Origin of the sequence: Enterobacter sp. RHBSTW-00318 (assembly GCF_014101375.1) — a bacterium.
GTDB classification, from domain to species: domain Bacteria; phylum Pseudomonadota; class Gammaproteobacteria; order Enterobacterales; family Enterobacteriaceae; genus Enterobacter; species Enterobacter ludwigii.
On the sequence record NZ_JABXQH010000001.1, the window covers coordinates 1,096,635 to 1,120,414 of the forward strand.

Sequence of the window (23,780 nt, forward strand, 5' to 3'; positions counted from 1 at the left end):
CTCCTAAGCGGCCTGTTTCAGCGGAGATTGTTCAAAGGAAATATCTGGGAATACGTGGTTGTGTAGTTCTCTCAGAGCCAGAGCCTGAACAGCAGGATTGATGCTTTCGAGATTTTTCAGTTGCGTCAGGTTGAGCTGAACGGTGTAAATGTCGCCCCCTTCAATCGGCGGCATGTTCTCCAGACGGCGAACGTCATTGCGGGACATCCAGCCATTCTGAAGCGCACTGGTATAGTACGCAGCACGGCCCACGCTGTCGGCTCGCAGCAGTCCTTCAACCGAGAACTCTGCAAACACCTCATCATCGCTATCAAGCAAGCACCGGCCAATTTCCTGCTCTATGTTCACCAGTAGCGGTCGCAGGGTGTGTGTCAGGAACTGCAGGTTCATACCCTCAAGGCTTGACGCCCAGCTGCTTTGTTTCGTGGTGTGACCAACCATGAAAGGAGGAACCCGGAACCAGCGGCAGATTTCCTCAATACTGAATGAGCGGCTTTCCAGCATCTGGGCGTCTTCCGGATTCATGGTAACGCCCTGGTACTTTAGTCCGCCCTCCAGAACCATAATTTTCCCGGCGTTCTTTGAACCGGTAAACTTAGCCATGTACTCACGGAGTCTTTCCCTTTGCTCATCGTTTAATGCTTGCTCCGCTGTCAGGAAGCCAGAACTCTGTAACCCTTGCTCGAAAATTTTGGCTGCAGACTCCTCCACCGCCATCGCTGAACCGATCACATCTCTGCCAGTTTTCATCGGCATCATGCCGCAAACACCGTCCAGACCGAATCCGCGAATGTGCATGATGTTTTTGACGGAAATGACGCGCTCGTTTCCGTTTTCGGTGTATTTGTACTCCAGCGCACCGGTGGTAAGGCGCTTAACCACCATGTTTTGCGGCAGTAAAGGGACCAGCGACACCAGGCGGTTTGCGATGAATTTCTTCTCAATGAAGGCGTTCCCGCGCAGGCAAATACTGGCGACTACCATCAACATAAAGCGGGATGGTGTCATTTCTGAATTTGGTTTGCGACACAGTATCGAATAGGCCGGGTGATCGGTTGCCGCTTTACGTGATCCGTCAGGCTGCCTTATGTAGATTTTCAACGGGAGTGTTGAAATAGACTCACTTAACAACCTGACACATGCCCAAACTGCCGATAGCTGGATGGCTTTATCGGCCGTTACCACCTTTCCGCTGCTGCTGGTACCAAACCATTCCTCCCAGAACGTGCCGGTAGTGAGGCTGATAGGCACACCGAGCCAGTTAAGCAGAGCACTCTTCACCCTGCCTGGCTGTTTGTTTTTTTTCATCAGAAACCTACCATGATGGGATTATTGAAGAATCCAGAAAGATCCTGCTGGTCATTGCCACCGTTGACCAGAACGCGGCTCATTGCAGTAAACAATGCCGCAGGGCCATCAATCTTGGCCTCTGGTGTGGACTTGTTAGGGAAAATGTTCTCGTTTCGGTCAGGTTTTACGGTTACGTTGGACATCATCCAATTCATTACCGGGTGATCGCTGTGATGGAAGCGGCCCCCGTATACCAGTGCTTCGACCTCTTTCATCGCCTCAGAGAAATTGCGAACCGTCTGCGGCACTTCCACCAGCGGCAACCCTTCTTCTGCCAGCGCAAGGCTGAACTGAGTCGCACTCCACGGATCGAAGCCAATTTCTTTCAGACTCTCGCCAGCAACCCACTCCTGAAGCTCCTCCTTAATCTGAGCATGGTCTATTACATCCCCGTCGGTAAGGATCAGCTTGTCCAGCTCGGACCACTTACGATAGAGCTCTGCCATCTGTCGGGAACATTTCTCAAGCCGTCCTTCCGGCAGCCAGAATTTAAAATCTGCATGGACGTGACCATCTGGCGAACGCCAGACTTTAGCGGCCGCACAGATATCAATTTTGTTTGAAAGGTCAACGCCAATCCATGAGGGATAGGTTTTAAGTTCGTGCTGCGGGGCGATAAACTCGCATTTTTCCCACTTCATCATGTCCATCCAGGCCGCCTCAGCGGTTACCCAGATATTCATGTGCTTGGTAAAAAAGTTAATCCTGGCAGAAACCTGCTCTTTAGCCTTTTTAGCCAGGCGGCGAAGGTCATCCCAGCGCTTACAGATACCCAGACCCGGATTCGCCTTCTGCCAGACTTTTTCATCAAAGGGATCATCACCTTCATCTAAGGTGTAGATGATGGCAAAAAACGTATCGTCTTTTACCAGCCCACGCAGCACCTTAATTGCGTAATCACGCAGTTCGTAGCAGATGCCTTCTTTGTTGAAGCCAGCTGTGGTGATACCGAAAAGCAGCGATTGCAGGCGCGCGCCGGTTGCCGTCTCCAGAACGTCCCAGACGTCACGGGTCTTGTGAGCATGCAGTTCGTCGACGATGGCGCAGTGAATGTTCAGGCCATCGAGGTTGTTCGCATCTGATGATAATGGCTCGAATTTAGAGGCTGTCTGTTCCTGGTAGATAGCTAGCTTGTTGAATTCGAAGATCCGCCCAAGAGTGGCTTTCGCCTTCTTGACCATATTCTTCGCGTCTTCAAAAACAATTCGCGCCTGGTCACGGGTGGTAGCAGCGGAATAAACCTCCGCACCGCCCTCGCCGTCGGCACCAGCCATATACAGCCCCACGCCAGAGCAAAGTGTTGATTTGGCATTTTTACGGGCCACCTCAACATCAGCAGTACGAAAGCGCCGAACCATTACCGGACGACCGCTGCCGTCGTTACGCAGGACGGTTTCTCCCGTTTCTTCATTAACCAGCGGGATCACAAATCCAAAAATATTAATCAGGATGAAAACATGCCAGTCCATCAGCTTAATAGGCTGGCCTGCCAGCGCGCCTTTTACGTGAGGCACAAAATTATAGAAATTCAGAATGTGCTGCGCGCGCGGCTCACTAAAGAAAATACCGCGCTCTTCGCCGTGTGCCAGATCGTCAAGAAAACGCTGACAGGCAAGGCGCACATACTCACAGGCAATAATTTCTCCCGCCACTACCCTCTCGGCGTAGCGGATGCCTTCTGCAACCTTAGCCATTAATCCCTCGCTTTCATAAACTCGGTCAGCGGGTCAACCGCATCAGGACCTTTTGCATTCACTTTAGAGCGGCTGGCTGGCGTCATGCCGAACTCTCCGAGCATGGCGCGCAGACGTTTCCAGGCATCAGCTTTCATAATGGCCGCCGGGTGAGCTTTGATCATCACATCCCCGCTCTGCGTTTCGGTCCGGTAGGTGTACCCCTCAATTTCAAGCGTGTCGCAGTGGTGCCGGTATTCGGTATATGCCTCAACCAGCAACTCAAGGGCTCTGGCGTCCAGTTGGGACATCACACCGATAGCATCGAGCTCGTCGGCCATCCGCTTAAACCAGTATTTCCCCTGCTTGTCGAAATGCTTCGGTGTTGGGGGTACCCCAGCAGCGGGTTTTGGTTCGTTTTTGTTGATCGGGCGTTTAGATGGGTTACCCCTCACCAAACGTAGATGGGTCGGGGTTTTCGGTGGTCCAGACATAATCGAAAACTCCTATTAATCATCGAATGGGGGACCCCATAAAAAAGTTTTCTAACCTGCGGCGATGTGAAAAGAGGTTAGGCGGCGGTCCTTTAGGGTGATTCCCCTGAGGTTTTTACCCCCCCTCCCCCTTTGACCAAATATCTGGATGGCACAGATGATCCCTGATGCGGCGAACATGCGTGTGCGTAATACCGTAGCGCTTTGCAATTTCTACCAACGTCTTACCGGACTTCGCCTCTCGCTCAATGCTCAGGATGATTTCAGGCTTCAATTTTGTTGCGACCGCTCGCTGTCCGCGCCGCAGACAAGCGGCCGTTCCATGCTGCATGCTGTCTGAGGTGTTCTCCTTTGGCGTTCCCCAAGCGAGGTTTGTTTTGCAATTGTTCAGCGGGTTGCCATCCAGATGGCGGGTGATATGGGCTTCAGATGGCTTTGGCCCGGTAAAGGCAAGCAACACAAGCTGATGCACTTGCTTCTTCACTTTCGTATCATTACCTGCTCCGGTGTTTACATTCACGTGCCAATAGCCGTTATGTAGCCGCATCGACAGCCGCCGAACGCTATCTGAGCGGAGCGAGTAAATAAGACCATCGTCACTTGCCAGATACCCTGGATAACCGGGAATATCTTTCATCTGGGCGCGCGAAAGCCCTGAACCATGTTTCGATTCAGTCATCTTCACCTCGTTACTTAATTTCTGTTCAGGCGCTCGCGTGCTGTCTTGGCTTTATGGCAGCCGCGGCAAATTGATTCCAGATTAGAGAGATCGTCAGTACCGCCGTGAGCTTTCGGCTTAATGTGGTCCACCGTCTCAGCGGGTGTATACCTTCCATTTCGCAGGCATTCCTGACAAAGGTGTTTATCTCTGTCGAGAACGATTGGGCGCAGCCTGTCCCACTTACTGCCATAACCGCGCTGATGCCTGCTCTGTCCCCGCTGATGCTGCTGCCAGCCTTCGTTAAGGTGTTTGGGGCAATAGCCTGAGCGATCTGTGGTTGTGCCGGGGCAGCCACGCTTGCGGCATGCTCTCGGTATTAACGCAGGCATCAGGCTAACCTCCACGCCCGGCGGCGTTCTGTACGTGGCGCTGAGTCAGGGTGACGCTCAACAGGCTCACCATCAGCATGATCCACCAGCGAGTAACACGGATAAACCACCGCGCCGCCATAGGCATCCCCGACTGCATAGTCGGCTGGCTTACTGCTGTCCCATCGAGAAAGGACTCGTTCAATATGCTGAGGCGGTACGCTGTAGCACACGCCGTGTATAAGGCGCGGCAGCGTGATGAAGTCAGACCGTGTCTTGTCAGCAACAATCAGACGTTCGGCTACCTGCATCTGATACTGTGGTGGTCGGCCAGTGCCCAGGTAAAAACTCACCAGCGATTCCGGGAAGCGGTTAAGCCAGCTCGTGACTGAAGTGAAGAACAAGTCCACTGGCATCGCATCATCTTCAACAACAACTACCCGGCAGGTTTGTTCTGCTGTCCACTCAAGCGCACGCCGATGATTCCAGTTCGCACCGTGGTTACCGTCATCAATAAGCAGATGGGCATCCAGCATCGCAGCGAGACGTTGTGCATGAACTATGCGAGAAACATGGCCGACCACCACAAACTTTATGTCTTCAGCCACCAGCGAATCTCCAATAAAAAAGCCGCACGATGGCGGCTACTGTCTGAATATCAGGGTGTTGCTTCGTTTTAACCCTGGTTAAGGTAAGCATTCAGCCCGTCAGTGGTTGGACACTGGCGCACTCTGTCGCGGGGGGATGGCTGATTACCTCCGAAAAGGAAAATACCCATGGGTTCCATGTCAGAACTGGAAAAAGCAGTTGCAGATTTACAACGTGAATTAAAGATTGAAAAAGCCACCAATAAACTGGTTTTTTCTTTGATTATTGAAGCTGTTAACAAGCTGTCACCAAAACAGAATGTTGGGGACGTTCTGATGGATGTACTGAAGGAGGTTACACCGCCTGAAATTTCATCTGCCCCAGATGCTCACGAAGCGATTAAGAGAGTTGAGAAAATAATTCAGAAGAAGCAACCGCGTTCGTAACTTCCTGAATTAAATCGTCAGCGGCTCGGTGCTGAGCCGCATTCACAATCTGATCGATTACAGTTTTCGCGTGAGTTTCAGCGCGCTGCTTGTAACCTTCAAGAGTAAAGTCTGCTGTAATGTCTTCACGATAAGGTACAGTCAGCATAGTTTTCTTATCGAGCTGTACTTTAACATCACCACCAATAGCATCAGTCACCATGGTTTTCGGAAATCCAGATGCATTTAAGCCGTCAATTTTTAAACTTACAGATTTTTGGGTCGGGAACTCAACCTCATACGAAATCATAAGACCTCCTGTTATTTATGGCGCCACCAGGCATTTTCTTTGCCGATGCCCCCAGTTTTGAACACCGTGTGAACCAGTGGGCCGGTGACCAGCCTGTCAGCGAATGACTGCGCAACAATGCCGAACGCCATCATGTCACCCACCGCGGCACCAGCCTGTTCTTTCTTCCAGAACCGATAGCTCTCGATCCGGTAGTAAAGACGGATGATGCCGTGAGCGAACGCCATTACATCAGAGCGGGTACCACCCAGCAGACCAGCGTTTAGCATCACATCGTTGCGGTGCGCTTCGATGAACTCCTGATAGATACGCTCTGGATGATTCTGCTTTGCCCAAGTGTCAGCGTATGTCTTCGGTTCTGAACCTACATAAACATTACCGGGCTGCATTTCTTCCCACGGTGCGCGAAGCATTTCGACATCGGTTCCATCGGTACACCAGACGAAACGGTATTCATGATGATCGCGCAGGTGCTGCCAGATGTGCAGCCAGCGCCGGAAGTAGACATTCATCTTCACGTCAGCGACGCGATACAGCTCAACGTCTGCCGGTGCCGTCTGCAGCTCATCCACCAGCGCAATACGTCCACAATTCCGAAGCGAGGACGCCCATTTAGCCAGCATGTCAGGCGAGGCCGCCATTTTTGTGCCGCGCTGCGGGTCAGGCTGACTGGTAAGCAGCGTTGTGATAACCACGTCGCGCTGCTGGCGGTATTCAACATAACCAGTAAACCCAGAATCACGCCGTTCGTTATGGATCTTCACGTTACGTTCCACCAGCGCCTGTCGGTCGGGACGCGGTACCGAACGCTCTACGGCTTCATGCTCATCGAGAGAATGAATCAGCTTTTCTGAACCGACCACATCACCGTAAGCCCACGTAGTCAGTCCTGCGTTATGGATACGTAGCGCGAGGTCACTGTGTTCGTACATGCCGCGACCATAAACCGGATCGAATCCACCCACCTTCTCGATGGCGCTACGGTGGTAATAGAGCATCACTCCGCGCTGCCCGGTGTACGCCACATGCTGATAGTCACGGTAAAGCACCGAAAGGTCATTGAGCTTATTCTGGCCAGCAAGATCGAGAAACTGGTAAGCCAGATGTGGCTCGGGTGATTTGATGTAGGGAAGATGCCAGTTATCGGCGATGGCATACGCATCGTCATCCCATAAAAACAGATGCTCGCACCCGGCATCCATCAGGGCTGACAGGCTGGCGTTCTTCGAGGCAACAATGCCGAGTGATTTTTCATGGCGAAGCAGCTGCACGCCGTGGGGAACTACCGCTGCAGGTTTTGAACCATCATCGATAACAACCACCAGCGCGCCCGAAGGCATATGTTTCATATGTTGTTCGAGTGATCGTTTCAGGACGTCGGGGCGCTGATGTGTCGTTATAGCAATGCCGATCCGCGCTGAATTAGCACAAGCTGGCGCATACTGTACGCCGTCTATAGTTACCTGCATTTTTATCCTCTACAGGGCATAATTTATGTTTATCCCCTACAGCCATTACGATGGGCCTGCCCATGGTGATGGCAATAAAAAACCGCCCGGAGGCGGTTATATTCAGCAGGTCAGCATATTATCTGTGAATGACAAATAGTGATTTGCATCGAGGACAAAGCAACGGCAGCTCCTGTCGTACTTTTGTGGAAGGTTGATTAGAGTGATGACCACATATCGGGCAAGTCACTGTTGTTTTGGTCGCCGCTTCAACGCGTTTAAGTGCGTAATCGAAGAATGACATAATTTTTAACCTCTCTAAGAGTGAGGTCTATCATAACACGGCTGGATACTTTTTAATCACAACTGACCACGCCTTAGCACTTAATCACCTTGTTAATATACTGCTATCGGTTGGTTGTTTGCAGTTCGCCTGCCACGCTTTGTTATGCGCCAGGATGTCTTTCTTCGTCTGGCGGTCCAGAACGTCAATATCGTGGTTTGTCAGATAGATAATCCGGGTCCACAGGCAGCCCGTATCAATCACCACCGGGGCGGGTGAAGTTTTCGCGCAGCTCGCGATCAACATCGTCATCAGGCATGTGATTAACAGTCTGCTGGACATTACTGGCCTCTTTAGTGACTTCCGCTTTACGTTCTGCCGCCGCAACGGTCGCCGCTGCATTCTCTTCGGTGCGCTGCTGGTTGGCTTTAGCCTCTGCTTTACTGGTGCCGCGAATATGGCCCAGGCCGAAAGCGCCAGCGATGGCGGCAATGACTGCTGCAGCAATACCAAATAAAGTTTCAAACCCCATAGTGACCTCACACCAGGACAGATTTCGCCAGGTTAAACAGCGCGCGGCGTTTATCCAGACCGTTACGACCGCCATTGATAAGCAGCGTGACGCGCTCCACATCGCCTGAATGGAGCAGGCATCCGTGCGAGACGTAGAACCATGCGGCGGAGCGCGCAGCGTATTCATCTCGTTCCAGTAGTTCGGGATACGAAACCAGATCCAGTTTGAGAGCCTGGCCGCAGTTGCGATAGTTGCTAAGCCCGGTGATTTGCTTAAGGCCTCGGCCGCGATATTTCCAGCCATCACCAGCAACCTGGTTTCCAAGGTTCTTTTTGCCCCACTCACCGCCGTAAACCAGATTGGCTATCGCTTTCTGGTTTGCCGGTTGAGTTGCCGTTCTGCCGAGCGCGGCGGCCTGCTGGGGAGTAATGCGGTGTCTGCCGAATGTAGGCACTAAGTTTTCAGCCGCGTAATTCAGGTTTTCCACCAGCCGGGTAAATCCCGTGGACTCATGCCCCATCTGTGCGATGAACATGGCCTGATCGAGCGGCGCCGTGATGCCGAATTCCTTCATTGCAGCATCGATATAGTGAAACCAGCGCACGGCTAGACCGGCGCTTATACCTGCCGCCTTTTCAAATTGTGTTTGGTTCATTAGTGCCTCAGATGATCTACCAGACGTGCCAGATTTCCCCGGGTCCTCATAACGGCGGCGCAGATAAGGAGGTTTGCCACCACCACCAGCCAGCTGGAGTCACGATAGAGACCGAAGATAAACTGCAACGGGATAACGGCATAAACCAGTACGGTTACATACGCCATGATAGAGATGAAAGGACGATGCCGGGCGCCATGTCGCTGGTAGAACATCAGAACGACAACAATTACCGCGCAGATAAATGCATTAAAGAATGCAGTCAGCTCACCTGCCATTTCCCCCTCCTCCGCGTAAACGCGAGAAAAAGCTGAACAGGCTGTTCAGATCCTGGTTATTAAGATAAGTTAGGATTTTGATACACAGGGCAGACAGAATCACTGCTCCGAGTGCATCCAACGGTTTTTCATATCGCGATGCGGCATTTAGCAGTGAGCCAACAAATCCAGCCCCAAGCACCCCAACGATAAACGACGTCAGAAAATACCCAGCCAGTCGTGCACGAGACAGGTTCGTTGCTGTTGCGACGTAGAACACCGCACCACCAAACGCCCCAAACACCACACCGAAATCTGTATGAGTAAAGACGCCGTACAGGACTGAACCCAGCAGGCCGCCGCCGAGAACTGCGCCGGTGCCGGTTAATGGATCGGACATTTTGCCCCCTCTTATTGCTGTTGATCCTCTCAGAAGGTTGAGGGGAAACAAAAAAAGGCCACCGTGAGGTGGCCTATATATGATTGAAATTTTTGATTTGGTAAGGCTTGATCAGACCGGCAATGCCTTCGGCTTGCCCATGTGATATGTAACAAGGCTGCTTTTGCTGCCATCTTCCCAGACTGTAGAGCTCTCGGTGATCATCAAAATCACCCAGCCTTTAGAAAGGCCCAAATTGACTTGCTCCACATCCTCTACCGTCCGTACTTCCTGAATTTTACTCAACAAGTTTTCATCTGCGCTCATCAACTGACCCTCAGTTAAAAAACACAACATAACAAACGCAATGAAGAAAAACCTTGCTGGAAATAAAAAAACCCGCAACGTGGCGGGCTTTTAGAGGTTAATTATCTACAGGCGCTATACTCCATAATCAGAAGCATACAGGACAGTTTTATGCAAAGTCAACACTAACGTGCAAAAAAGTGTCGCCATTTGTTCCGATCATATTAATAAGTTGTCGCCTTCTCAAACTCTACTGCCGCGTGACGCTCCCCCTGGCGCAGCGTGTCCACCAGCATTTCATAAAAGGGTTTCCAGTTGCGTGACCATGAGGACTGATGGAGGTCCGGGAGACGCTTCAGAATGGCACGGTGTACCGTCGCCGAGGAGATAGCAGAGAAGCCATTACCAGAGCAACGTTCACACGTTTTGAAAACCGGTGCGCCACGTTCTTTGGTCGCTTTGCGATCCAGCACTTCACCTTTACCGCCGCACCTGCACCGGGCGCTGATCGTTCCCTTGCCTTCGCAAGCATCACAGACCGCCGGTACAACCTCTGTTACCTCCATCCACTGCTCCCAGTCAGACGGTCGAACAGCACGAGAGCGGCAGGCCCAGTATGGAGCTTTACCCCATGGGTACGAAACCTTGCGGGTAATCTGTTCGCGGGTTGTTCGTCCGGTACCACTGCAGCTGTGACACGTCACGCTTGTAGCCGCCGAACGTGAATAATCAGCAAAGGCAAATTGCGCCAGCATCTGCATGCACCATCCGAACTGCCCACCAGCTGCTTTGCGAACATTCTTCGGTGCGGCATCCATCGCATATCGCGCCAGCGCCTGAACTGCGAGCTGTTCATCCGTTTTGCTGATTCCCGCTTTACCGAAGAACGCCGCCAGGCCGAAGCGCGCACGGCTGCTGGTGGTGCCAATCGCCGCCATTACATCTGTTCCTGTAAGGCGGTCCGGAGAGGTTCCTTTCACGTCGTCGCTGATGTGCATTCCCTGAGGGCTGAAATGTTTGAGTGATGTTTCCAACTTCATTGAATGGTTTCCCCCTTTTCAGCAGTGCCAAACCAGCCAGGGTGCGCCCACTGGACATCAGTCATTTTATCGCCGTTACCCCACAGCGTCAGAACACGCATAGCAACGTAGTGCATAAGGATTTTTTCATGCTCTCGCCACTCATCATCAGGAGTGTCTTCAACAAATTCAGCGATGGCGTCAGCAATAAGACCGAAACACTCAGGGAAATCACTATGACCGATTGCGATGTCTTTTGCCGTTTCCTGAAGCTCCAAAAAACGCTGCTTGGTAAAGAGATACGACATTTCTCTAATTAGACGATCCATTTTAATACCTCGTTGCGTTGGTGGCTTCCCACTCAATATCAATTTCACTTTGCTGTTTGCCGGCCAAATAATTGAAGGGCCCTTTATCACCCTCGATAAACTGGTGTGAGCGGGAATCAAAGTTAGCCCCTATGTCTCCGATCCAGCCTTCCCCTTCACGTTGTTTCAACAGGCGGATCATCGAAGCGGGCATTTGGATAGCAGTCTGTTCGTCCTTATCAAGGCTCTCATACCCCATTCTTTCAGCTTTGCGCTGCGCCAGTTCGCGCGGGATATTACGCCAGACGGCCATAACGTTGTCGGGCATGTCAGTTAAAGCGCCAGTGCCTTTAACATCCATTTTCCCTGTTGGTGCAGCTTCGTTTGTTTTTCTGGCATGCGTTACCAGCAGAACATGGCAGTTGTGCTCGTTTTTAAAGTCGCAGAGGGTATCGATAAATTCTTTTTGTCCACCGTAGTCCTCCTCATCGAGTCCACATTTTGCCAAGTTGTCGATAACGAAAAGATCGATTCCATAGCGGCGTCTGGCATAGGCAAATATTTCCAGCAGGCGATCGGCCTTGGCTGTTCCGGTGAGTTTGAACACCCAAAGACGATCAGAAAACCACTCGTTAGTCATGATGATTTCAGTACGTTCTGGGTTTTTTCTACAAATGGTTTGCCGGGTAAGACGAGCCAACATTTTCCCAGGCTTAAGCTCCAGCGAGGCAATGCATACCCGGACTCCCTGGCTCATGGCATTGACGGCGATATGTCCCACCAGCTCGGTTTTTCCGTGGCCGTTTACTCCGTTAACCAGCGTCAGCTCGCCGGCGCGGAATTTGAAATTACTGTTCAGCGAATCCCACGGGCTGGAAAATAATCCAACGTCTCGATGCTCGAACGCATCCAGTGTTTCCTGAAGGAGATCACCCGCAGAGCAGAGTTCATCAGGGTCAAAGAATTTAGCGGTCCCCAAGTAGTGCCAGATTTCATCCTCGCTCATCCCGGAGGTCAGGCATTCATTGATATCTTTGTGCGGCAGCTCTACCAGGCGGCAACGATGCTCCCCTAGACGACGAGCAATTTCTTTTGCGGCTTCGCGCCCTACATCATCGTTATCGAGGCTTAACCAAATTTCTTCGAATCGGTCGAGGTTGTGATACTCGTATTCGATCCATTGCTGTTTGGCCCCTTTTCCACCGCCGAACGGTACCGATAGAGCACTGATACCGAATTGCGAGTAGGTCATACAGTCAATCTCTCCTTCGCAAAGCACAACAGCGCGAGCTTTCGCGTCCATAGCCTGCCAGCCAAACAGACATGGCTCGCAATCAGCTTCAGCCATGATCAACTTTTTGCCATTTGGTCGTTCAGTGCCGATTCGCTTTACCTGCAAAAGCTCACCGTTGCGAAGATACGGAAACGCCACTGCCGGAATTTCGCGGTTTTCATCGTGGTACCAGACGACTGCGTCCGAAACACGGAATTGATCAGCTGTCTCTCGGGTGATGCCACGGGAAGAGAGGTAGTCGTAGCAATGGCTCGCCTTTTTAACGCCTTTTTTGGTTGGCCGTGAGAAGGTTTTTTTCTTCGCCTCGAAGTGGTTATCGTCGTCCTTCAGCCCAAGGAACTCTTTCGCTTCCCGCATAGCGTCGTGCAGCTGGCAGTTACGCACCAGCACCCAAAGATCAAGCAGGTCTCCGCTGTCGCCGCTTGCAAAATCTGCCCAAGTCTTCTTACCACCGAGATTAATTTTCAGGCTCTTACCGGCATCACCATTGGTATTACCAGCGCACCACTCCTTGCCCTCGAGGTGTCCTCGTGGAAGCAGGTATTTCGCAACTCTTTCGGCGTTGTCCCACAATTTTTCAGATAACTCAGCAGGGGTCATCACACACTCCGTAAATCGAATTTTATAAAGCACATAGTCACGAATTCCTCACGCAAAAAGCCTCGGTTATAGCCAGCAACCAGTAGACGTTTGAGGATTCTTTTCATGGGCGGTTAGCTCCGCGCTTCATGCGGTCAATGGCTGCCTGGCTGATAAATACCTCAGCCGAACCGTCACTTGGTTTTGCGAACCAGGAAGCACCTGTCCCACCGATGGCGTTTGCGCTTGCGGATATCTGAGGAGCTCCATTTGGTTTTTCATCGTTCCAGCGCTCTCCGTTCAGGTATGACGCTGGCAGGAGTTTGTCGAACCCCATTTGCTGTGTTTTCACCCGGAGGCTGATATCTTCAGCCAGCATAACGGCGAAGTTCTCAGGCGTACCTCGGTTCGCTTTTTTCCAGTCGCGATATTTGGTCCTGAACGCTGACTTAGCCTTGACCTTGGCATCCTTTCTCAGACCTGCCCCCCAAAAAATATTTTCGAAAGCGACATCGACTGGATCTTGGCCTTCAGCATCATCTGATTCTGAATCAGGTTTTTCCTGTGAAGGTTTCCCTTTCGACTCGTCAGGTTTATCGCCATCAGTCCGATTCGAATCGGACAAATTAGTTTGATCTTGTTCTTTCTCCTGCTCCTGTTCCTGCTCTTGGCTTGCAAGCCCCTTTGAAGCCCCTTCATTTACATCCGGGATCTGGAGCTCACTACTACGGGGACAGGTCATATTGAACTGCTTCGAATATTTCTCGTAAAACTCTGAAAGAAATAGGTTATCCGATATTTTGTTGTATTCGTTCTGTACTCCAGTGCAGCGCTTGTCTCCGGGTTTCAGTGCCTCGCCGATTTGATGCGTTGCCATTTCGATGACCCACACCATCTCTGAATGCTCGTCGTACTTACAAAACCCGGCTTTAATGGCGCTATTAAGCCCCTTCTTAGCCCCTTCCATGGTTAATCCAGTCTCATGAGACAGGAACGCAAGAGGCATGTAATAAAGACCGATCATATTGGCGTGCGGACTGGTAAGCAGGTACAACGCCACAAGCTGAGACTCTGGCCCAGCCTGACGCAGCTCTTTGCCTGTTCTGCCAATCCAGAAGTGAGGAGACACCTTTCCGTAATCACGCATTTTGCGCCTCCGAGACCTTCGTAAAATATTGTTGGAACTTCCAGACAGGCTGCATGCATTCATGCGGATAATTCTGTCTGGTGAAATACACCTGCTGTTTATCCCGATTCCAGCCGGTGACATGCACAATCACACCGCGCGGATCGCGATAATCGATATCCAATGGCTTAATTTGGTTTTCGGTAGTGATTGGGTGTGACATGTCACACCTCATTGCCCGGGTGAGGGAATAATTTTGGTTTGTCAGGTCTCAGTTCATGGGCGGGAATCCCAGTAAAGGCCGCAACATCAGGCACATGTTCCACCCCAACAACACCAACCTTTCTCCAGCGAGAGACAGAGGGTTGTTTTACACCTATAGCGCGAGCTAGAGCATTTACTCCTCCAGCAGCATCAATAGCTCTTTCAATTGCTGATTTCATTTTTTTGCTAATCCCGTTCAGTTGCTATCGAACTTATAATAGCAATTGCTATTGGAATGAGCAATAGACTTGTTTATCATGCTTGACTAGAATGTGATAGCGGAGGCTATAAATATGCAAGAGAGAACACTTAAGACGCTAGCTGACAGACTTAACTACGCAATGCATGAGATGGGCATGAGCCAGGGTCAGTTAGCCAAAGCGGCGAATATGGCACAACCAACCATATGGCGAATAACATCTGGAAATGCTAGAGGCACAACCAAAATCGTTGAAATAGCTAATGCCCTGGGTGTTCGTTCGGAGTGGCTATCAAACGGTACTGGACCAATGAGGGGTGACGACCAACAACCACCCCCACCGATGAATAACAAAAAAGATCCAGCCATCTTCAGAGTTGACGTACTCGACCTTACCGTAAGTGCTGGCCCGGGCATAATTAACAGCGAATTCGTGGAGGTGCTGCGCTCCGTGGAATACTCAGTTGAAGATGCCCGTCAAATGTTTAATGGCCGGAAACAGGAGCAGATACGCATCATCAACGTTCGAGGTGATAGCATGTCTGGCACCATAGAGCCAGGGGACTTACTCTTCGTCGATATCAGCGTTCAGCATTTCGACGGCGACGGTATATACGCGTTCATCTACGATGACACATCGCATGTTAAGCGCTTACAAAAGATGAAAGACAAACTCTTAGTTATCTCTGACAACCATACCTATCTACCATGGGAACCAATCGAGAAGGAAGAGATGAACAAAATTTTCATCTTCGGAAAGGTGATCGGCAGCATGCCGCAGACCTACAGGAAGCATGGGTGAATAATGCAAATTAAAATAAAAACTTACGCATAACAAGCTGAATGGATTCTTAACCCGGCCAGTGCGTCGGGTTTTCTATGTGCCCCCACAATAGTAACCACCAGTCAACCAGGCGGGCGACTACCTGGAGTCTGTACATAAATTTGTGTAATTGCCTGATTTTGATATGTTCAATCCAACATCAAAAGCAGGTTAATTTATGGACGAAAAACAGTTGCAGGCTCTGGCTAACGAACTGGCCAAAAATCTCAAAACCCCTGACGATCTCAACCAGTTCGATCGCCTGCTGAAGAAAATCAGCGTTGAGGCGGCTCTCAACGCCGAAATGTCCCACCATCTGGGCTACGATAAAAATCAGCCCAAACTGGGGGCTAATTCCCGTAACGGCTATTCCACAAAGACCGTTACCACCGGCGATGGCCCTCTGGAACTACGTACCCCACGCGATCGTGATGGCTCCTTCGAACCCCAACTGGTGAAGAAAAACCAGACCCGCATTACCGGCATGGATAACCAGATTTTATCGTTGTATGCCAAAGGGATGACCACACGCGAGATCGCCGCCGCGTTCAAAGAGTTGTATGACGCGGATGTCTCACCCGCGCTGGTCTCAAAGGTCACCGATGCGGTCATGGAGCAGGTTGTCGAATGGCAAAATCGTCCGCTGGATGCAGTCTATCCCATTGTTTATCTTGACTGTATCGTCCTGAAAGTCCGACAGGATAGTCGTGTCATCAATAAATCAGTGTTCCTGGCGCTGGGCATTAATATCGAAGGCCAGAAAGAGTTGCTGGGGATGTGGCTGGCCGAAAATGAAGGGGCGAAGTTCTGGCTGAATGTGCTGACAGAATTGAAGAATCGTGGCCTGAACGATATCCTCATTGCCTGCGTTGACGGCCTGAAAGGTTTCCCGGACGCCATCAACGCGGTGTATCCGGAGGCCCGCATCCAGCTGTGCATCGTGCATATGGTGCGCAACAGCCTGCGGTTCGTCTCCTGGAAGGACTACAAAGCCGTCACCCGCGACCTGAAAGCGATTTACCAGGCACCGACGGAAGAAGCAGGCCAGCAGGCGCTGGAAGCGTTCGCCGCAGCCTGGGACAGCCGCTATCCGCAGATAAGCCGAAGCTGGCAGGCAAACTGGGCCAACCTGGCGACGTTCTTCGCTTACCCGGCAGACATCCGCAAAGTCATCTACACCACCAACGCCATAGAATCACTGAACAGCGTGATCCGGCATGCTATCAAAAAGCGTAAGGTGTTCCCGACGGACGACGCGGTGAAAAAGGTGGTGTGGCTGGCAATCCAGGCGGCCTCACAGAAATGGACGATGCCGCTGAGGGACTGGCGTATGGCAATGAGCCGCTTTATTATCGAGTTCGGTGACCGCCTGGACGGTCACTTCTGAGAAAAGGCATTTACACAGAATCGTGTACAGGGTCACTACCTGATCGGAACTCCTACCCTACCCTCTTGCTCTCTGCGAGTATCTCGCCCTTTCACAGTCCATTTAATTCTCAAGCTTCGATGCTCCAACTCCCGATATCTCATGTATTGGTAGATCACTGTCTAAAGGACAATTATTTCTACCGTGCTGTTACAAACACATCAGCAATAGATTTTTTTTATTTTTGATATCAAAGACATAAAAATCAATAGCATTTTAAATAGCAATATCTATTGCAAATACCAATAGCAGGCTCTATCATCATTCTATCAAATCAACTCAGAGGTGATAGAAAATGTCTCAGAAGATAAAAACATTTAAGGGGTTGCCCATCCATCCTTGTGATGCTTTCAAGAATATGTCCTTGATTGTTGAAGCAGCTAGTTTGTTATCGGCGGTTGATGATGACGAGTATAGAGAAATTAGCGACATTCTTCTCGCGTTTGTCTGCAACTATGCAAACGAGGCCCATAAAAATGAATGGGATAAATGTTAATGAAAAATCCAATCGAAATGCTAAATGATATTGCTGCGGAAATCACTGAGAATGCTTCGTTACTGGAGGTTATTTACCGCATAAATGAATTTTCACCGGAAGCCGATAACACAATTGCCTGCCTGATTCGTTCTATGCTAAAGACCAGCCAAACTGCTTACGAGTATGTGGAGCAACTTAGCATCCATGCTGGAGCTGAATGTCAACGGGGACAAAAATTAGAGTCGCCAACAGCGCTAGCTAATCAACTTAACTCTTGGGCTTGTGATATCGGCGATTGTAAGCTTGCCGTTTATAATTCAATGGATGATATACCAACAGAATCAAACTCAATTGGGGTTTTAAGTCTCGTCTCCCAAAAACTGGATGAAATGCAGAGCATTATTAGCTCTAAAGCGGACAAGATCGAATTCAATAAGTAACGCTAAATAATAAAACAAATAACACCTTCACTGGTGTGGCTTCCTGCAACCTGAAAACAGGATTAGGTTAAAAATGACATTCATCAAAGATAAATCTGCGTATTTAACAGCACGGCTTTTCTTCGCGACCTATGGTGAGGAATACCGCCATATCTCTAACCTTTTCATGCGCAAAGCTTACGGGGTCTGAATATGCTCAGTAAAGACAGCTCTCTAGAAACCGCAAAAAACACAGCAGATAACCTGTATCAATTAATGGAATTAATTAACTCCAATATTATTGATATGGATATCGAGCAAATAATTTCTCTGTCTGGCCTCTGCCTTGACTTGTCGGCTCAGGTCTCAATGTGGATGGATTCGGAGTTTGAACGTCGTGAAAAACAACGTAATTGAAACCTACCGCCGCCGAATTTTAAAGGCAGCGTTATTACGCCACCAGCGTAAAACGGGCAGTAACTGCCTTGTTATTAAGCTCAATAAAGGCGGTATTAACACGGTCGAGTTAACAGAGATTCTTCTCGATGGATTATTGAGAAAATTCGAAAGGCTTGCGATCAGTGAGTACGGGAATGTCGAAGGCGTAAAAGCTATCAAGGGAATTTACAGCAGCGCTGTTGATGTTAATGGCAGCGGTGAATTCCTTACGGATTGCGGGAAGGAATTAATCGACGAGCTCATTTCTGAGCTGGTTGAGTTCGTCAAAAAACAAAAAGTAGAGGCTCCGAAAACGGAGGGTCATGAAATGGGGGGATCTGATGGCACTGACAGCGATACGAATTCCTGAGTGGGTTCACCTCAAAGCAGCACACGTTTTAAGCCAGTTCAGAGCAAGGCGCATTCACCCCTGCCGTATGCACGGCTCCGGTAATTTGAGCCTCAAGGTTAACCACCGCTGGCGGCTACTCTCCCGCGATGGCGGCAAGAACTGGGAAGTAATGTCCCATGAGCGTTATTCAAAAGTTAAGGATCGGAAATGAACGATAAACGCACCGTAAGCACAATTGATCTGGCATTGCAGAAACACGATACGCCAGTTGGCCCGCTTTTCGTGGCAGTACGCCACGGACGCATTAAAAAATGCTTCACTCGAGACACAGCGATCCGCTATCTGGCGTTCTTCATGACCACCGAGGCTTTTGAGCGTTCAGGTTTTCCACAGCGTCACCCGCGGGTGCGTATTGATCGCGATGATATGGAGGTATGGCGAGACGGGGAAACAAAGGCGGAGTATCTGGCCGCCCACCAGCGTTGTATTCGCCGTCTGCGTCGTATCCTGGCGCGCAAGCGAGAAATGGAGAAATGGTGTGAAAAATGGGACGCGATGCATGACCGGTTCATTAAAGAGGTCGATGCACTTCAAGCCATCAAGCCTAAAGGAGTGTATTGATGATTGCTTCAGCCTTTACTCCGGAGCCGACATCAACAGGCATCCGTTTTGGTAACCGCGTCATTGGTTATTCCGTCGCGGTTCGCCAGCTCGACAATGGCAACTATGACAAACGAATTCCGGATGGATTAGATCTGCTGGCTTGCATCATGGAAGCGATTGAAAGCGGCTGGTTTACCCCTGGCATCGAGAAAGAAATCATCATTTGGCGTTGGATGCTTGTTGCGGTCTTCATTACCGAGGAGCAGGCAAAGAACGGCACAGTTGAGGTTGCCAACGATTCTGGAGGGTTTGACACCGCAGTTATCTACTCCGGACAGCACGGTTCAATCAGTGTTTATCCTGCGCCAGAGCGGTTCGCACTCGCAAGCCATGTGGAAGGGTTAGCCATTGAGAAATACGGTCAGGAACTCGGCCAGCAGATGGCGCTGCGCATGTACCGGGACATGTTAGATACGGACGCTGAGAACGGGCTTCAACTCTCAAAAATGGGCCGGGAAGGTTTTAATCTCCTTCATGACAGCTTCATTGAACAGATTCAGAAAGAAGGTATGCCTGACAAGCCGGTTATGCACTGAGGAGGACGAAAATGAACACAGTAACGATCAATAACAAACAGCTGCCGGCAGTCGAATATCGCGGTCAGCGCGTTGTGACATTCGCAATGATTGACGAAGCTCACCAACGACCAGATGGAACAGCAGGACGTAATTTTCGTGAAAACAGGAACTACTTTGTCGAGGGGGTAGATTACGTTGAATTAGGTTCCGACGCTATACGCCGGGACCTTCCGGAAGGTGTGTTTTCTAAGTTTGCGCCCTCTGGAATTGTGCTTTTCGAGTCTGGATATCTGATGGTGGCGAAGTCACTCACGGACGATCTGGCCTGGCAGGTTCAGCGTGAGCTGGTTAACAGCTATTTTCGCACTCGCGCACCGCTGACGGAAATCGAGATGATCGCCGCAATGGCCGCCGATGCCGTTCGCCAGCAGAAGCGCCTGAATCATGTTGAAGAGCAGATCGAAACAGTCACAGAAGCTGTGGAGAACATCAAACGCGGGACCATGCGCGCCGGATATGTCGGTTACCGCCAGGTGGTAGCCAAAAGCGGAATGAGTGACGCCAAGTGCCGAAATTTGGTCAATGCCTACCGCATCCCTACAGACACGCACGAATTTATGACTCCAGACGGGCTTTTGTCACGTAGGGCTATCGTCGAACTGGAGCCGTTTATGGCCGCGTTTCGCCAGATGATGTCAGAAGCTGAACCGCGCGGCACCCGCTGGTATCACCCTAAAATGGGCCTGTTCCAGGCGATTGGGTGGGAGGGTTAAGAATGCACAAATTCTTCGTGGAGACAAACAACCTGAACACTATCAGCGATTGCCTGCAGCAGCTTGTTAACGCAGAAGAAGCGCAGCTCAGTATTGAAGAGCAACTGGCGAGATCGAACAGCAGTAGTGACTGGAGCACATGGCGCAAAAAGGCAGAGAACGCGCTGCGGCTGATCAAAGGGAAGCGTCGCATCATCACAGCCCGTCTGGCAGTCCTGCGTCATGAGGAAAAAGAACGCAACCTGGAACTGCACCAGCAGCACAACGATTTCCTGGTTCAGGCTCTGCGCGAAATTGTAACGCCCTCCTCTTTTGCGCGTTGCGTGCGTCTGGCTAAAGAGAAAATGGAGGAGATCCATGCAAACCAGTGCTGAAATCGTTCTTCTGGTGCCGAATGACTGGGTTAGCGAAAAGGTTCTGATTGCGGTTACCGGGCTTAAGCCCGGAACCATCACCCGCGCCAGAAAAGAATCCTGGATGCTGGGCCGCGAGTACCTGCACATTTCACCAGATGGTAATCCTAAGCCTTCGAGCGAATGCATGTATAACAGGAAAGCCGTTGATCAGTGGATCGAGGCGCAGAAAAAAAATCAACCAGGTGCGAAGACAGCATGAAAAGCAGTACACTCGTCAACGCTCCTGGACGTCAGGAGGGATCAATGGCTAATGCATCATACCCGACAGGCGTCGAAAACCACGGCGGTTCGCTCCGCATCTGGTTTCTGTATAAAGGTAAACGTGTCAGGGAAAACCTCGGTGTCCCTGACACTGCAAAAAATCGCAAGATAGCTGGTGAGCTGCGTTCTTCGGTTTGTTTTGCGATAAGGATGGGGAATTTTAACTATGCGGAAAAATTCCCAAACTCACCGAACCTTGCCCGGTTCGGTCAGGATAGAAAGGAAATTACTGTGCTGGAGCTTACCGAAAGATGGTCAGAGCTGAAGAGAATGGAGATCAGCTCTAATACCATGAGTAGGTACGAATCCATCATAAAAAACATGCTTCCGCGCATCGGCGAAAATAAAATGGTTTCTGCGGTTACCACTGAAGATTTGCTGTATGTCAGGAAGGAGTTGCTGACGGGCTTCCATGTAATGAAGAAGGATCACCGTACACAGGTAAAAGGCCGGAAGTCTTCAACGGTGAATAATTACATGATGCTGATGGCCGAGATCTTCCAGTTTGGAGCTGATAACGGCTACGCAAAGGAAAACCCGTTTAGCGGAATTAACCGGCTCAGGAAGGCAAAAGACGAACCAGATCCACTCACGACAGACGAGTTCATCAGGTTCATTCAGGCATGCGGCCACCAGCAGATGCGAAATCTCTGGACCGTCGCCGTTTATACCGGAATGAGGCATGGGGAATTATGTGGTCTTGCATGGGAAGACATCGATCTCACCGCGGGAACCATTACGGTTAAGCGTAACCTTACCCAAACGTATGAGTTCACCCTGCCAAAAACCGAGGCAGGCACTGACAGGGTGATTTATCTCATACAACCAGCTATTGATGCCCTCAGGAATCAGGCCCAACTGACGCGCCTTGGCCGGCAGCATGAGGTTGAAGTGAATTTGCGTGAATATGGCCAGTCAGTCATACATCCATGCACTTTCGTTTTCAGCCCTCAATGCGTCAAGCGTGGGTCCCGAAGAGGATATCATTATGCGGTTAATTCGATTAATAAAATTTGGGCCCCGATAATCAAGCGCGCCGGCATTCGTTACCGCAACGCTTACCAGTCACGGCATACCTATGCGTGCTGGTCATTATCAGCTGGTGCAAACCCAAACTTTATAGCAACTCAAATGGGGCATACCGATGCACAGATGGTTTACAAGGTGTATGGAAAGTGGATGTCTGAGAAGAGCGGCGAACAGGTTACTCTGCTCAACAAGGCGCTTTCACACATTGCCCCATCGCTGCCCCAAAGCATGATAGTAGCGCAGTAGAAAACCTTAAATTCAAGTGGTTAGCATAGTTACTGCTACATTTGTATAACACGGGGCACAAAATGCCCTCGACCATAAAGAGCGCTTATGTTGTGATCGGGGTTCAATAAATCACTAAACAAGGTATACTCCGGAGTTGTTTATTGTACTAAACGCTCCTGTGAGAGGATGCTACTGCGCACCTATGACTCAATTCGCTTCTCCTGTTCTGCATACATTGCTGGATACCGACGCGTATAAACTGCATATGCAGCAAGCCGTTTTCCACCATTACTATGACGTCCATGTCGCGGCGGAATTCCGCTGCCGTGGTGACGACTTGCTCGGTATCTACGCAGACTCCATTCGTGAACAGGTCGATGCTATGCAGCATCTGACGCTGCAGGACGACGAATATCAGTGGCTCTCTGGCCTGCCCTTCTTTAAAGCTGACTACCTGAACTGGCTGCGCGACTTCCGCTATAAGCCGGAGCAGGTGACCGTGGTCAATGATAACGGCAAGCTGGATATTCGTCTTGAAGGCCCGTGGCGTGAAGTGATCATGTGGGAAGTTCCGCTTCTCGCGGTGATCAGTGAACTGGCCCACCGCTACCGTTCGCCGGAAACCGGTGTTGAGCAGGCGGTCGCGTCGCTGGAAAATAAACTGGCCGCATTCTCAACGCTGACCGAAGGGCTGGATATGTCCCGCTTCCGCCTGATGGATTTTGGCACGCGTCGCCGTTTCTCTCGCGAAGTGCAGCAGGCTATTGTGAAGCGTCTGCAGCAGGAGCCGTGGTTCGTGGGCACCAGCAACTACGATCTGGCACGTCGTCTGGATCTGACCCCAATGGGTACCCAGGCGCATGAGTGGTTCCAGGCGCATCAGCAGATAAGCCCGGACCTGGCAAACAGCCAGCGCGCCGCACTGGCCGCGTGGCTGGAAGAATATCCCAATCAACTGGGCATCGCGCTTACCGACTGTATTACGATGGACGCGTTCTTGCGTGATTTTGGCCCTGAATTTGCCGAACGTTATCAGGGATTACGCCATGATTCCGGGGATCCGGTTGAATGGGGTGAAAAGGCCATTGCCCATTACGAAAAACTGGGCATTGACCGGATGAGCAAGGTGCTGGTCTTCTCCGATAACCTCGATCTGGCGAAAGCGGTCGATCTCTATCGTCATTTCACCTCCAGAATTAACCTGAGCTTTGGGATTGGCACCCGCCTGACCTGCGACATCCCTCAGGTAAAACCTCTGAACATCGTGATAAAACTGGTGGAATGTAACGGTAAGCCGGTAGCGAAGCTCTCCGATAGCCCCGGTAAAACCATCTGCCATGACAAAGCCTTTGTGCGCGCATTACGCAAAGCATTCGATCTGCCGCAGATCAAAAAAGCCAGTTAACCGCTTTCGGGAGCCTTTCAGGCTCCCCTCTCCTCAATTTATTTCTTAATT

At 50.6% G+C, this 23,780-nt stretch carries 34 protein-coding genes and 1 pseudogene; 14 read left to right on the forward strand and 21 right to left on the reverse strand.

Features of this window, described 5'->3' with window-relative positions; genetic code table 11:
- Nucleotides 1–3: 3 nt before the first annotated feature.
- The 6 genes and pseudogenes from HV157_RS05465 to HV157_RS05490 form a co-directional block, all read right to left on the reverse strand.
- Complete coding sequence (locus tag HV157_RS05465; protein ID WP_063853220.1) at nucleotides 4–1,308, reverse strand: phage portal protein; 1,305 nt, start codon at nucleotides 1,306–1,308, stop codon at nucleotides 4–6.
- Nucleotides 1,308–3,044: a terminase TerL endonuclease subunit gene (locus HV157_RS05470; protein WP_063853221.1), complete on the reverse strand. Its 1,737-nt coding sequence runs from the start codon at nucleotides 3,042–3,044 to the stop codon at nucleotides 1,308–1,310. Before HV157_RS05470 ends, HV157_RS05465 begins: the two co-directional genes overlap by 1 nt.
- Complete coding sequence (locus HV157_RS05475) at nucleotides 3,044–3,517, reverse strand: phage terminase small subunit P27 family (protein WP_063853222.1); 474 nt, start codon at nucleotides 3,515–3,517, stop codon at nucleotides 3,044–3,046. Before HV157_RS05475 ends, HV157_RS05470 begins: the two co-directional genes overlap by 1 nt.
- A gap of 115 nt (nucleotides 3,518–3,632) precedes the next feature.
- Nucleotides 3,633–4,196 (reverse strand): HNH endonuclease, encoded by a 564-nt coding sequence (locus HV157_RS05480; protein ID WP_182378417.1) that lies wholly within the window; start codon nucleotides 4,194–4,196, stop codon nucleotides 3,633–3,635.
- Nucleotides 4,197–4,210: 14 nt separating this feature from the next.
- Nucleotides 4,211–4,567: an HNH endonuclease signature motif containing protein gene (locus tag HV157_RS05485; protein WP_072143984.1), complete on the reverse strand. Its 357-nt coding sequence runs from the start codon at nucleotides 4,565–4,567 to the stop codon at nucleotides 4,211–4,213.
- A pseudogene (locus HV157_RS05490) lies at nucleotides 4,479–5,157 on the reverse strand (hypothetical protein). Before HV157_RS05490 ends, HV157_RS05485 begins: the two are co-directional and overlap by 89 nt.
- A 165-nt stretch (nucleotides 5,158–5,322) precedes the next feature.
- Here HV157_RS05490 and HV157_RS05495 point away from each other — a divergent pair.
- Nucleotides 5,323–5,580, forward strand: coding sequence for a hypothetical protein (locus tag HV157_RS05495; protein ID WP_040117529.1), 258 nt, complete (start codon nucleotides 5,323–5,325; stop codon nucleotides 5,578–5,580).
- Here the strand turns inward: HV157_RS05495 and HV157_RS05500 are convergent.
- The 15 genes from HV157_RS05500 to HV157_RS05560 form a co-directional block, all read right to left on the reverse strand.
- On the reverse strand, nucleotides 5,534–5,869 hold the full coding sequence (locus tag HV157_RS05500; protein WP_049012827.1) for a hypothetical protein: 336 nt from the start codon (nucleotides 5,867–5,869) through the stop codon (nucleotides 5,534–5,536). The genes HV157_RS05495 and HV157_RS05500 overlap by 47 nt on opposite strands.
- Nucleotides 5,870–5,880: 11 nt before the next feature.
- Nucleotides 5,881–7,338, reverse strand: coding sequence for a glycosyltransferase family 2 protein (locus HV157_RS05505; RefSeq protein WP_182378420.1), 1,458 nt, complete (start codon nucleotides 7,336–7,338; stop codon nucleotides 5,881–5,883).
- Between the two features lie 118 nt (nucleotides 7,339–7,456).
- Nucleotides 7,457–7,621 (reverse strand): YnfU family zinc-binding protein, encoded by a 165-nt coding sequence (locus HV157_RS26065; RefSeq protein ID WP_213841757.1) that lies wholly within the window; start codon nucleotides 7,619–7,621, stop codon nucleotides 7,457–7,459.
- 84 nt (nucleotides 7,622–7,705) lie between these two features.
- On the reverse strand, nucleotides 7,706–7,906 hold the full coding sequence (locus HV157_RS26220; RefSeq protein ID WP_249421984.1) for a hypothetical protein: 201 nt from the start codon (nucleotides 7,904–7,906) through the stop codon (nucleotides 7,706–7,708).
- Entirely contained in the window at nucleotides 7,857–8,132 is a 276-nt protein-coding gene (locus tag HV157_RS05510; protein ID WP_045285671.1) for a hypothetical protein, read from the reverse strand. Before HV157_RS05510 ends, HV157_RS26220 begins: the two co-directional genes overlap by 50 nt.
- A 7-nt stretch (nucleotides 8,133–8,139) precedes the next feature.
- Nucleotides 8,140–8,769, reverse strand: a complete 630-nt coding sequence (locus HV157_RS05515; RefSeq protein WP_182378422.1) for a glycoside hydrolase family 19 protein — start codon at nucleotides 8,767–8,769, stop codon at nucleotides 8,140–8,142.
- Nucleotides 8,769–9,047, reverse strand: coding sequence for a phage holin family protein (locus HV157_RS05520; RefSeq protein ID WP_058647495.1), 279 nt, complete (start codon nucleotides 9,045–9,047; stop codon nucleotides 8,769–8,771). The genes HV157_RS05515 and HV157_RS05520 overlap by 1 nt, the downstream gene beginning before the upstream one ends.
- The gene (locus HV157_RS05525; protein ID WP_023306759.1) at nucleotides 9,037–9,426 is read right to left on the reverse strand and encodes a phage holin family protein; all 390 of its coding nucleotides are present in this window, start codon (nucleotides 9,424–9,426) and stop codon (nucleotides 9,037–9,039) included. Before HV157_RS05525 ends, HV157_RS05520 begins: the two co-directional genes overlap by 11 nt.
- 111 nt (nucleotides 9,427–9,537) lie before the next feature.
- The gene (locus tag HV157_RS05530; protein WP_047749287.1) at nucleotides 9,538–9,732 is read right to left on the reverse strand and encodes a hypothetical protein; all 195 of its coding nucleotides are present in this window, start codon (nucleotides 9,730–9,732) and stop codon (nucleotides 9,538–9,540) included.
- A 203-nt stretch (nucleotides 9,733–9,935) separates the two neighbouring features.
- On the reverse strand, nucleotides 9,936–10,751 hold the full coding sequence (locus tag HV157_RS05535) for an antitermination protein (RefSeq protein ID WP_182378424.1): 816 nt from the start codon (nucleotides 10,749–10,751) through the stop codon (nucleotides 9,936–9,938).
- Nucleotides 10,748–11,059, reverse strand: coding sequence for a hypothetical protein (locus HV157_RS05540; RefSeq protein WP_045619504.1), 312 nt, complete (start codon nucleotides 11,057–11,059; stop codon nucleotides 10,748–10,750). Before HV157_RS05540 ends, HV157_RS05535 begins: the two co-directional genes overlap by 4 nt.
- 1 nt (nucleotide 11,060) lies before the next feature.
- Nucleotides 11,061–12,932, reverse strand: a complete 1,872-nt coding sequence (locus tag HV157_RS05545; RefSeq protein ID WP_086581426.1) for an AAA family ATPase — start codon at nucleotides 12,930–12,932, stop codon at nucleotides 11,061–11,063.
- A 103-nt stretch (nucleotides 12,933–13,035) separates the two neighbouring features.
- Nucleotides 13,036–14,058: a hypothetical protein gene (locus HV157_RS05550; RefSeq protein WP_182378426.1), complete on the reverse strand. Its 1,023-nt coding sequence runs from the start codon at nucleotides 14,056–14,058 to the stop codon at nucleotides 13,036–13,038.
- Entirely contained in the window at nucleotides 14,051–14,260 is a 210-nt protein-coding gene (locus HV157_RS05555; protein ID WP_048982547.1) for a DUF4222 domain-containing protein, read from the reverse strand. Before HV157_RS05555 ends, HV157_RS05550 begins: the two co-directional genes overlap by 8 nt.
- Before the next feature lies 1 nt (nucleotide 14,261).
- Nucleotides 14,262–14,480, reverse strand: coding sequence for a YdaS family helix-turn-helix protein (locus HV157_RS05560; protein WP_032645228.1), 219 nt, complete (start codon nucleotides 14,478–14,480; stop codon nucleotides 14,262–14,264).
- A gap of 114 nt (nucleotides 14,481–14,594) precedes the next feature.
- On the opposite strand from HV157_RS05560, the gene HV157_RS05565 reads away from it, so the two are divergent.
- The 13 genes from HV157_RS05565 to pncB all read left to right on the forward strand — a co-directional run bounded on the left by HV157_RS05565 (nucleotide 14,595) and on the right by pncB (nucleotide 23,729).
- Entirely contained in the window at nucleotides 14,595–15,302 is a 708-nt protein-coding gene (locus tag HV157_RS05565) for a helix-turn-helix transcriptional regulator (RefSeq protein ID WP_023337033.1), read from the forward strand.
- Nucleotides 15,303–15,501: 199 nt separating this feature from the next.
- The gene (locus HV157_RS05570) at nucleotides 15,502–16,710 is read left to right on the forward strand and encodes an IS256 family transposase (protein ID WP_015386429.1); all 1,209 of its coding nucleotides are present in this window, start codon (nucleotides 15,502–15,504) and stop codon (nucleotides 16,708–16,710) included.
- 334 nt (nucleotides 16,711–17,044) lie between these two features.
- Nucleotides 17,045–17,245 (forward strand): hypothetical protein, encoded by a 201-nt coding sequence (locus HV157_RS05575; RefSeq protein ID WP_182378428.1) that lies wholly within the window; start codon nucleotides 17,045–17,047, stop codon nucleotides 17,243–17,245.
- Nucleotides 17,245–17,667 (forward strand): hypothetical protein, encoded by a 423-nt coding sequence (locus HV157_RS05580; RefSeq protein ID WP_182378430.1) that lies wholly within the window; start codon nucleotides 17,245–17,247, stop codon nucleotides 17,665–17,667. Before HV157_RS05575 ends, HV157_RS05580 begins: the two co-directional genes overlap by 1 nt.
- Nucleotides 17,668–17,859: 192 nt before the next feature.
- The gene (locus tag HV157_RS05585) at nucleotides 17,860–18,063 is read left to right on the forward strand and encodes a hypothetical protein (protein ID WP_016240231.1); all 204 of its coding nucleotides are present in this window, start codon (nucleotides 17,860–17,862) and stop codon (nucleotides 18,061–18,063) included.
- Nucleotides 18,044–18,454, forward strand: a complete 411-nt coding sequence (locus tag HV157_RS05590) for a hypothetical protein (protein WP_058647499.1) — start codon at nucleotides 18,044–18,046, stop codon at nucleotides 18,452–18,454. The genes HV157_RS05585 and HV157_RS05590 overlap by 20 nt, the downstream gene beginning before the upstream one ends.
- Nucleotides 18,455–18,643: 189 nt before the next feature.
- Nucleotides 18,644–19,057 carry a hypothetical protein gene (locus HV157_RS05595; protein WP_013097279.1) on the forward strand — a complete coding sequence of 138 codons (414 nt, stop codon included), beginning with the start codon at nucleotides 18,644–18,646 and terminating at the stop codon, nucleotides 19,055–19,057.
- Entirely contained in the window at nucleotides 19,057–19,635 is a 579-nt protein-coding gene (locus tag HV157_RS05600; protein WP_013097280.1) for a hypothetical protein, read from the forward strand. Before HV157_RS05595 ends, HV157_RS05600 begins: the two co-directional genes overlap by 1 nt.
- A gap of 11 nt (nucleotides 19,636–19,646) precedes the next feature.
- On the forward strand, nucleotides 19,647–20,390 hold the full coding sequence (locus HV157_RS05605; protein WP_044158720.1) for an ORF6N domain-containing protein: 744 nt from the start codon (nucleotides 19,647–19,649) through the stop codon (nucleotides 20,388–20,390).
- A gap of 2 nt (nucleotides 20,391–20,392) precedes the next feature.
- Entirely contained in the window at nucleotides 20,393–20,764 is a 372-nt protein-coding gene (locus HV157_RS05610; protein WP_044158718.1) for a hypothetical protein, read from the forward strand.
- Nucleotides 20,748–21,005: an excisionase family protein gene (locus tag HV157_RS05615; RefSeq protein WP_013097283.1), complete on the forward strand. Its 258-nt coding sequence runs from the start codon at nucleotides 20,748–20,750 to the stop codon at nucleotides 21,003–21,005. The genes HV157_RS05610 and HV157_RS05615 overlap by 17 nt, the downstream gene beginning before the upstream one ends.
- 44 nt (nucleotides 21,006–21,049) lie before the next feature.
- Complete coding sequence (locus tag HV157_RS05620) at nucleotides 21,050–22,342, forward strand: site-specific integrase (protein ID WP_044596886.1); 1,293 nt, start codon at nucleotides 21,050–21,052, stop codon at nucleotides 22,340–22,342.
- A 184-nt stretch (nucleotides 22,343–22,526) separates the two neighbouring features.
- Nucleotides 22,527–23,729: a nicotinate phosphoribosyltransferase gene (gene pncB / locus HV157_RS05625; RefSeq protein WP_182268407.1), complete on the forward strand. Its 1,203-nt coding sequence runs from the start codon at nucleotides 22,527–22,529 to the stop codon at nucleotides 23,727–23,729.
- The last annotated feature ends 51 nt before the right edge of the window (nucleotides 23,730–23,780 follow it).

Excerpts from the sequence above, each read along its gene's own strand:
- HV157_RS05465 (WP_063853220.1), bottom strand. The coding sequence starts at position 1,308 with ATGAAAAAAAACAAACAGCCAGGCAGGGTGAAGAGTGCTCTGCTTAAC.
- HV157_RS05470 (WP_063853221.1), bottom strand. The coding sequence starts at position 3,044 with ATGGCTAAGGTTGCAGAAGGCATCCGCTACGCCGAGAGGGTAGTGGCG.
- HV157_RS05475 (WP_063853222.1), bottom strand. The coding sequence starts at position 3,517 with ATGTCTGGACCACCGAAAACCCCGACCCATCTACGTTTGGTGAGGGGT.
- HV157_RS05480 (WP_182378417.1), bottom strand. The coding sequence starts at position 4,196 with ATGACTGAATCGAAACATGGTTCAGGGCTTTCGCGCGCCCAGATGAAA.
- HV157_RS05485 (WP_072143984.1), bottom strand. The coding sequence starts at position 4,567 with ATGCCTGCGTTAATACCGAGAGCATGCCGCAAGCGTGGCTGCCCCGGC.
- HV157_RS05495 (WP_040117529.1), top strand. The coding sequence starts at position 5,323 with ATGGGTTCCATGTCAGAACTGGAAAAAGCAGTTGCAGATTTACAACGT.
- HV157_RS05500 (WP_049012827.1), bottom strand. The coding sequence starts at position 5,869 with ATGATTTCGTATGAGGTTGAGTTCCCGACCCAAAAATCTGTAAGTTTA.
- HV157_RS05505 (WP_182378420.1), bottom strand. The coding sequence starts at position 7,338 with ATGCAGGTAACTATAGACGGCGTACAGTATGCGCCAGCTTGTGCTAAT.
- HV157_RS26065 (WP_213841757.1), bottom strand. The coding sequence starts at position 7,621 with ATGTCATTCTTCGATTACGCACTTAAACGCGTTGAAGCGGCGACCAAA.
- HV157_RS26220 (WP_249421984.1), bottom strand. The coding sequence starts at position 7,906 with ATGTTGATCGCGAGCTGCGCGAAAACTTCACCCGCCCCGGTGGTGATT.
- HV157_RS05510 (WP_045285671.1), bottom strand. The coding sequence starts at position 8,132 with ATGGGGTTTGAAACTTTATTTGGTATTGCTGCAGCAGTCATTGCCGCC.
- HV157_RS05515 (WP_182378422.1), bottom strand. The coding sequence starts at position 8,769 with ATGAACCAAACACAATTTGAAAAGGCGGCAGGTATAAGCGCCGGTCTA.
- HV157_RS05520 (WP_058647495.1), bottom strand. The coding sequence starts at position 9,047 with ATGGCAGGTGAGCTGACTGCATTCTTTAATGCATTTATCTGCGCGGTA.
- HV157_RS05525 (WP_023306759.1), bottom strand. The coding sequence starts at position 9,426 with ATGTCCGATCCATTAACCGGCACCGGCGCAGTTCTCGGCGGCGGCCTG.
- HV157_RS05530 (WP_047749287.1), bottom strand. The coding sequence starts at position 9,732 with ATGAGCGCAGATGAAAACTTGTTGAGTAAAATTCAGGAAGTACGGACG.
- HV157_RS05535 (WP_182378424.1), bottom strand. The coding sequence starts at position 10,751 with ATGAAGTTGGAAACATCACTCAAACATTTCAGCCCTCAGGGAATGCAC.
- HV157_RS05540 (WP_045619504.1), bottom strand. The coding sequence starts at position 11,059 with ATGGATCGTCTAATTAGAGAAATGTCGTATCTCTTTACCAAGCAGCGT.
- HV157_RS05545 (WP_086581426.1), bottom strand. The coding sequence starts at position 12,932 with ATGACCCCTGCTGAGTTATCTGAAAAATTGTGGGACAACGCCGAAAGA.
- HV157_RS05550 (WP_182378426.1), bottom strand. The coding sequence starts at position 14,058 with ATGCGTGATTACGGAAAGGTGTCTCCTCACTTCTGGATTGGCAGAACA.
- HV157_RS05555 (WP_048982547.1), bottom strand. The coding sequence starts at position 14,260 with ATGTCACACCCAATCACTACCGAAAACCAAATTAAGCCATTGGATATC.
- HV157_RS05560 (WP_032645228.1), bottom strand. The coding sequence starts at position 14,480 with ATGAAATCAGCAATTGAAAGAGCTATTGATGCTGCTGGAGGAGTAAAT.
- HV157_RS05565 (WP_023337033.1), top strand. The coding sequence starts at position 14,595 with ATGCAAGAGAGAACACTTAAGACGCTAGCTGACAGACTTAACTACGCA.
- HV157_RS05570 (WP_015386429.1), top strand. The coding sequence starts at position 15,502 with ATGGACGAAAAACAGTTGCAGGCTCTGGCTAACGAACTGGCCAAAAAT.
- HV157_RS05575 (WP_182378428.1), top strand. The coding sequence starts at position 17,045 with ATGTCTCAGAAGATAAAAACATTTAAGGGGTTGCCCATCCATCCTTGT.
- HV157_RS05580 (WP_182378430.1), top strand. The coding sequence starts at position 17,245 with ATGAAAAATCCAATCGAAATGCTAAATGATATTGCTGCGGAAATCACT.
- HV157_RS05585 (WP_016240231.1), top strand. The coding sequence starts at position 17,860 with ATGCTCAGTAAAGACAGCTCTCTAGAAACCGCAAAAAACACAGCAGAT.
- HV157_RS05595 (WP_013097279.1), top strand. The coding sequence starts at position 18,644 with ATGAACGATAAACGCACCGTAAGCACAATTGATCTGGCATTGCAGAAA.
- HV157_RS05600 (WP_013097280.1), top strand. The coding sequence starts at position 19,057 with ATGATTGCTTCAGCCTTTACTCCGGAGCCGACATCAACAGGCATCCGT.
- HV157_RS05605 (WP_044158720.1), top strand. The coding sequence starts at position 19,647 with ATGAACACAGTAACGATCAATAACAAACAGCTGCCGGCAGTCGAATAT.
- HV157_RS05610 (WP_044158718.1), top strand. The coding sequence starts at position 20,393 with ATGCACAAATTCTTCGTGGAGACAAACAACCTGAACACTATCAGCGAT.
- HV157_RS05615 (WP_013097283.1), top strand. The coding sequence starts at position 20,748 with ATGCAAACCAGTGCTGAAATCGTTCTTCTGGTGCCGAATGACTGGGTT.
- HV157_RS05620 (WP_044596886.1), top strand. The coding sequence starts at position 21,050 with ATGGCTAATGCATCATACCCGACAGGCGTCGAAAACCACGGCGGTTCG.
- pncB (WP_182268407.1), top strand. The coding sequence starts at position 22,527 with ATGACTCAATTCGCTTCTCCTGTTCTGCATACATTGCTGGATACCGAC.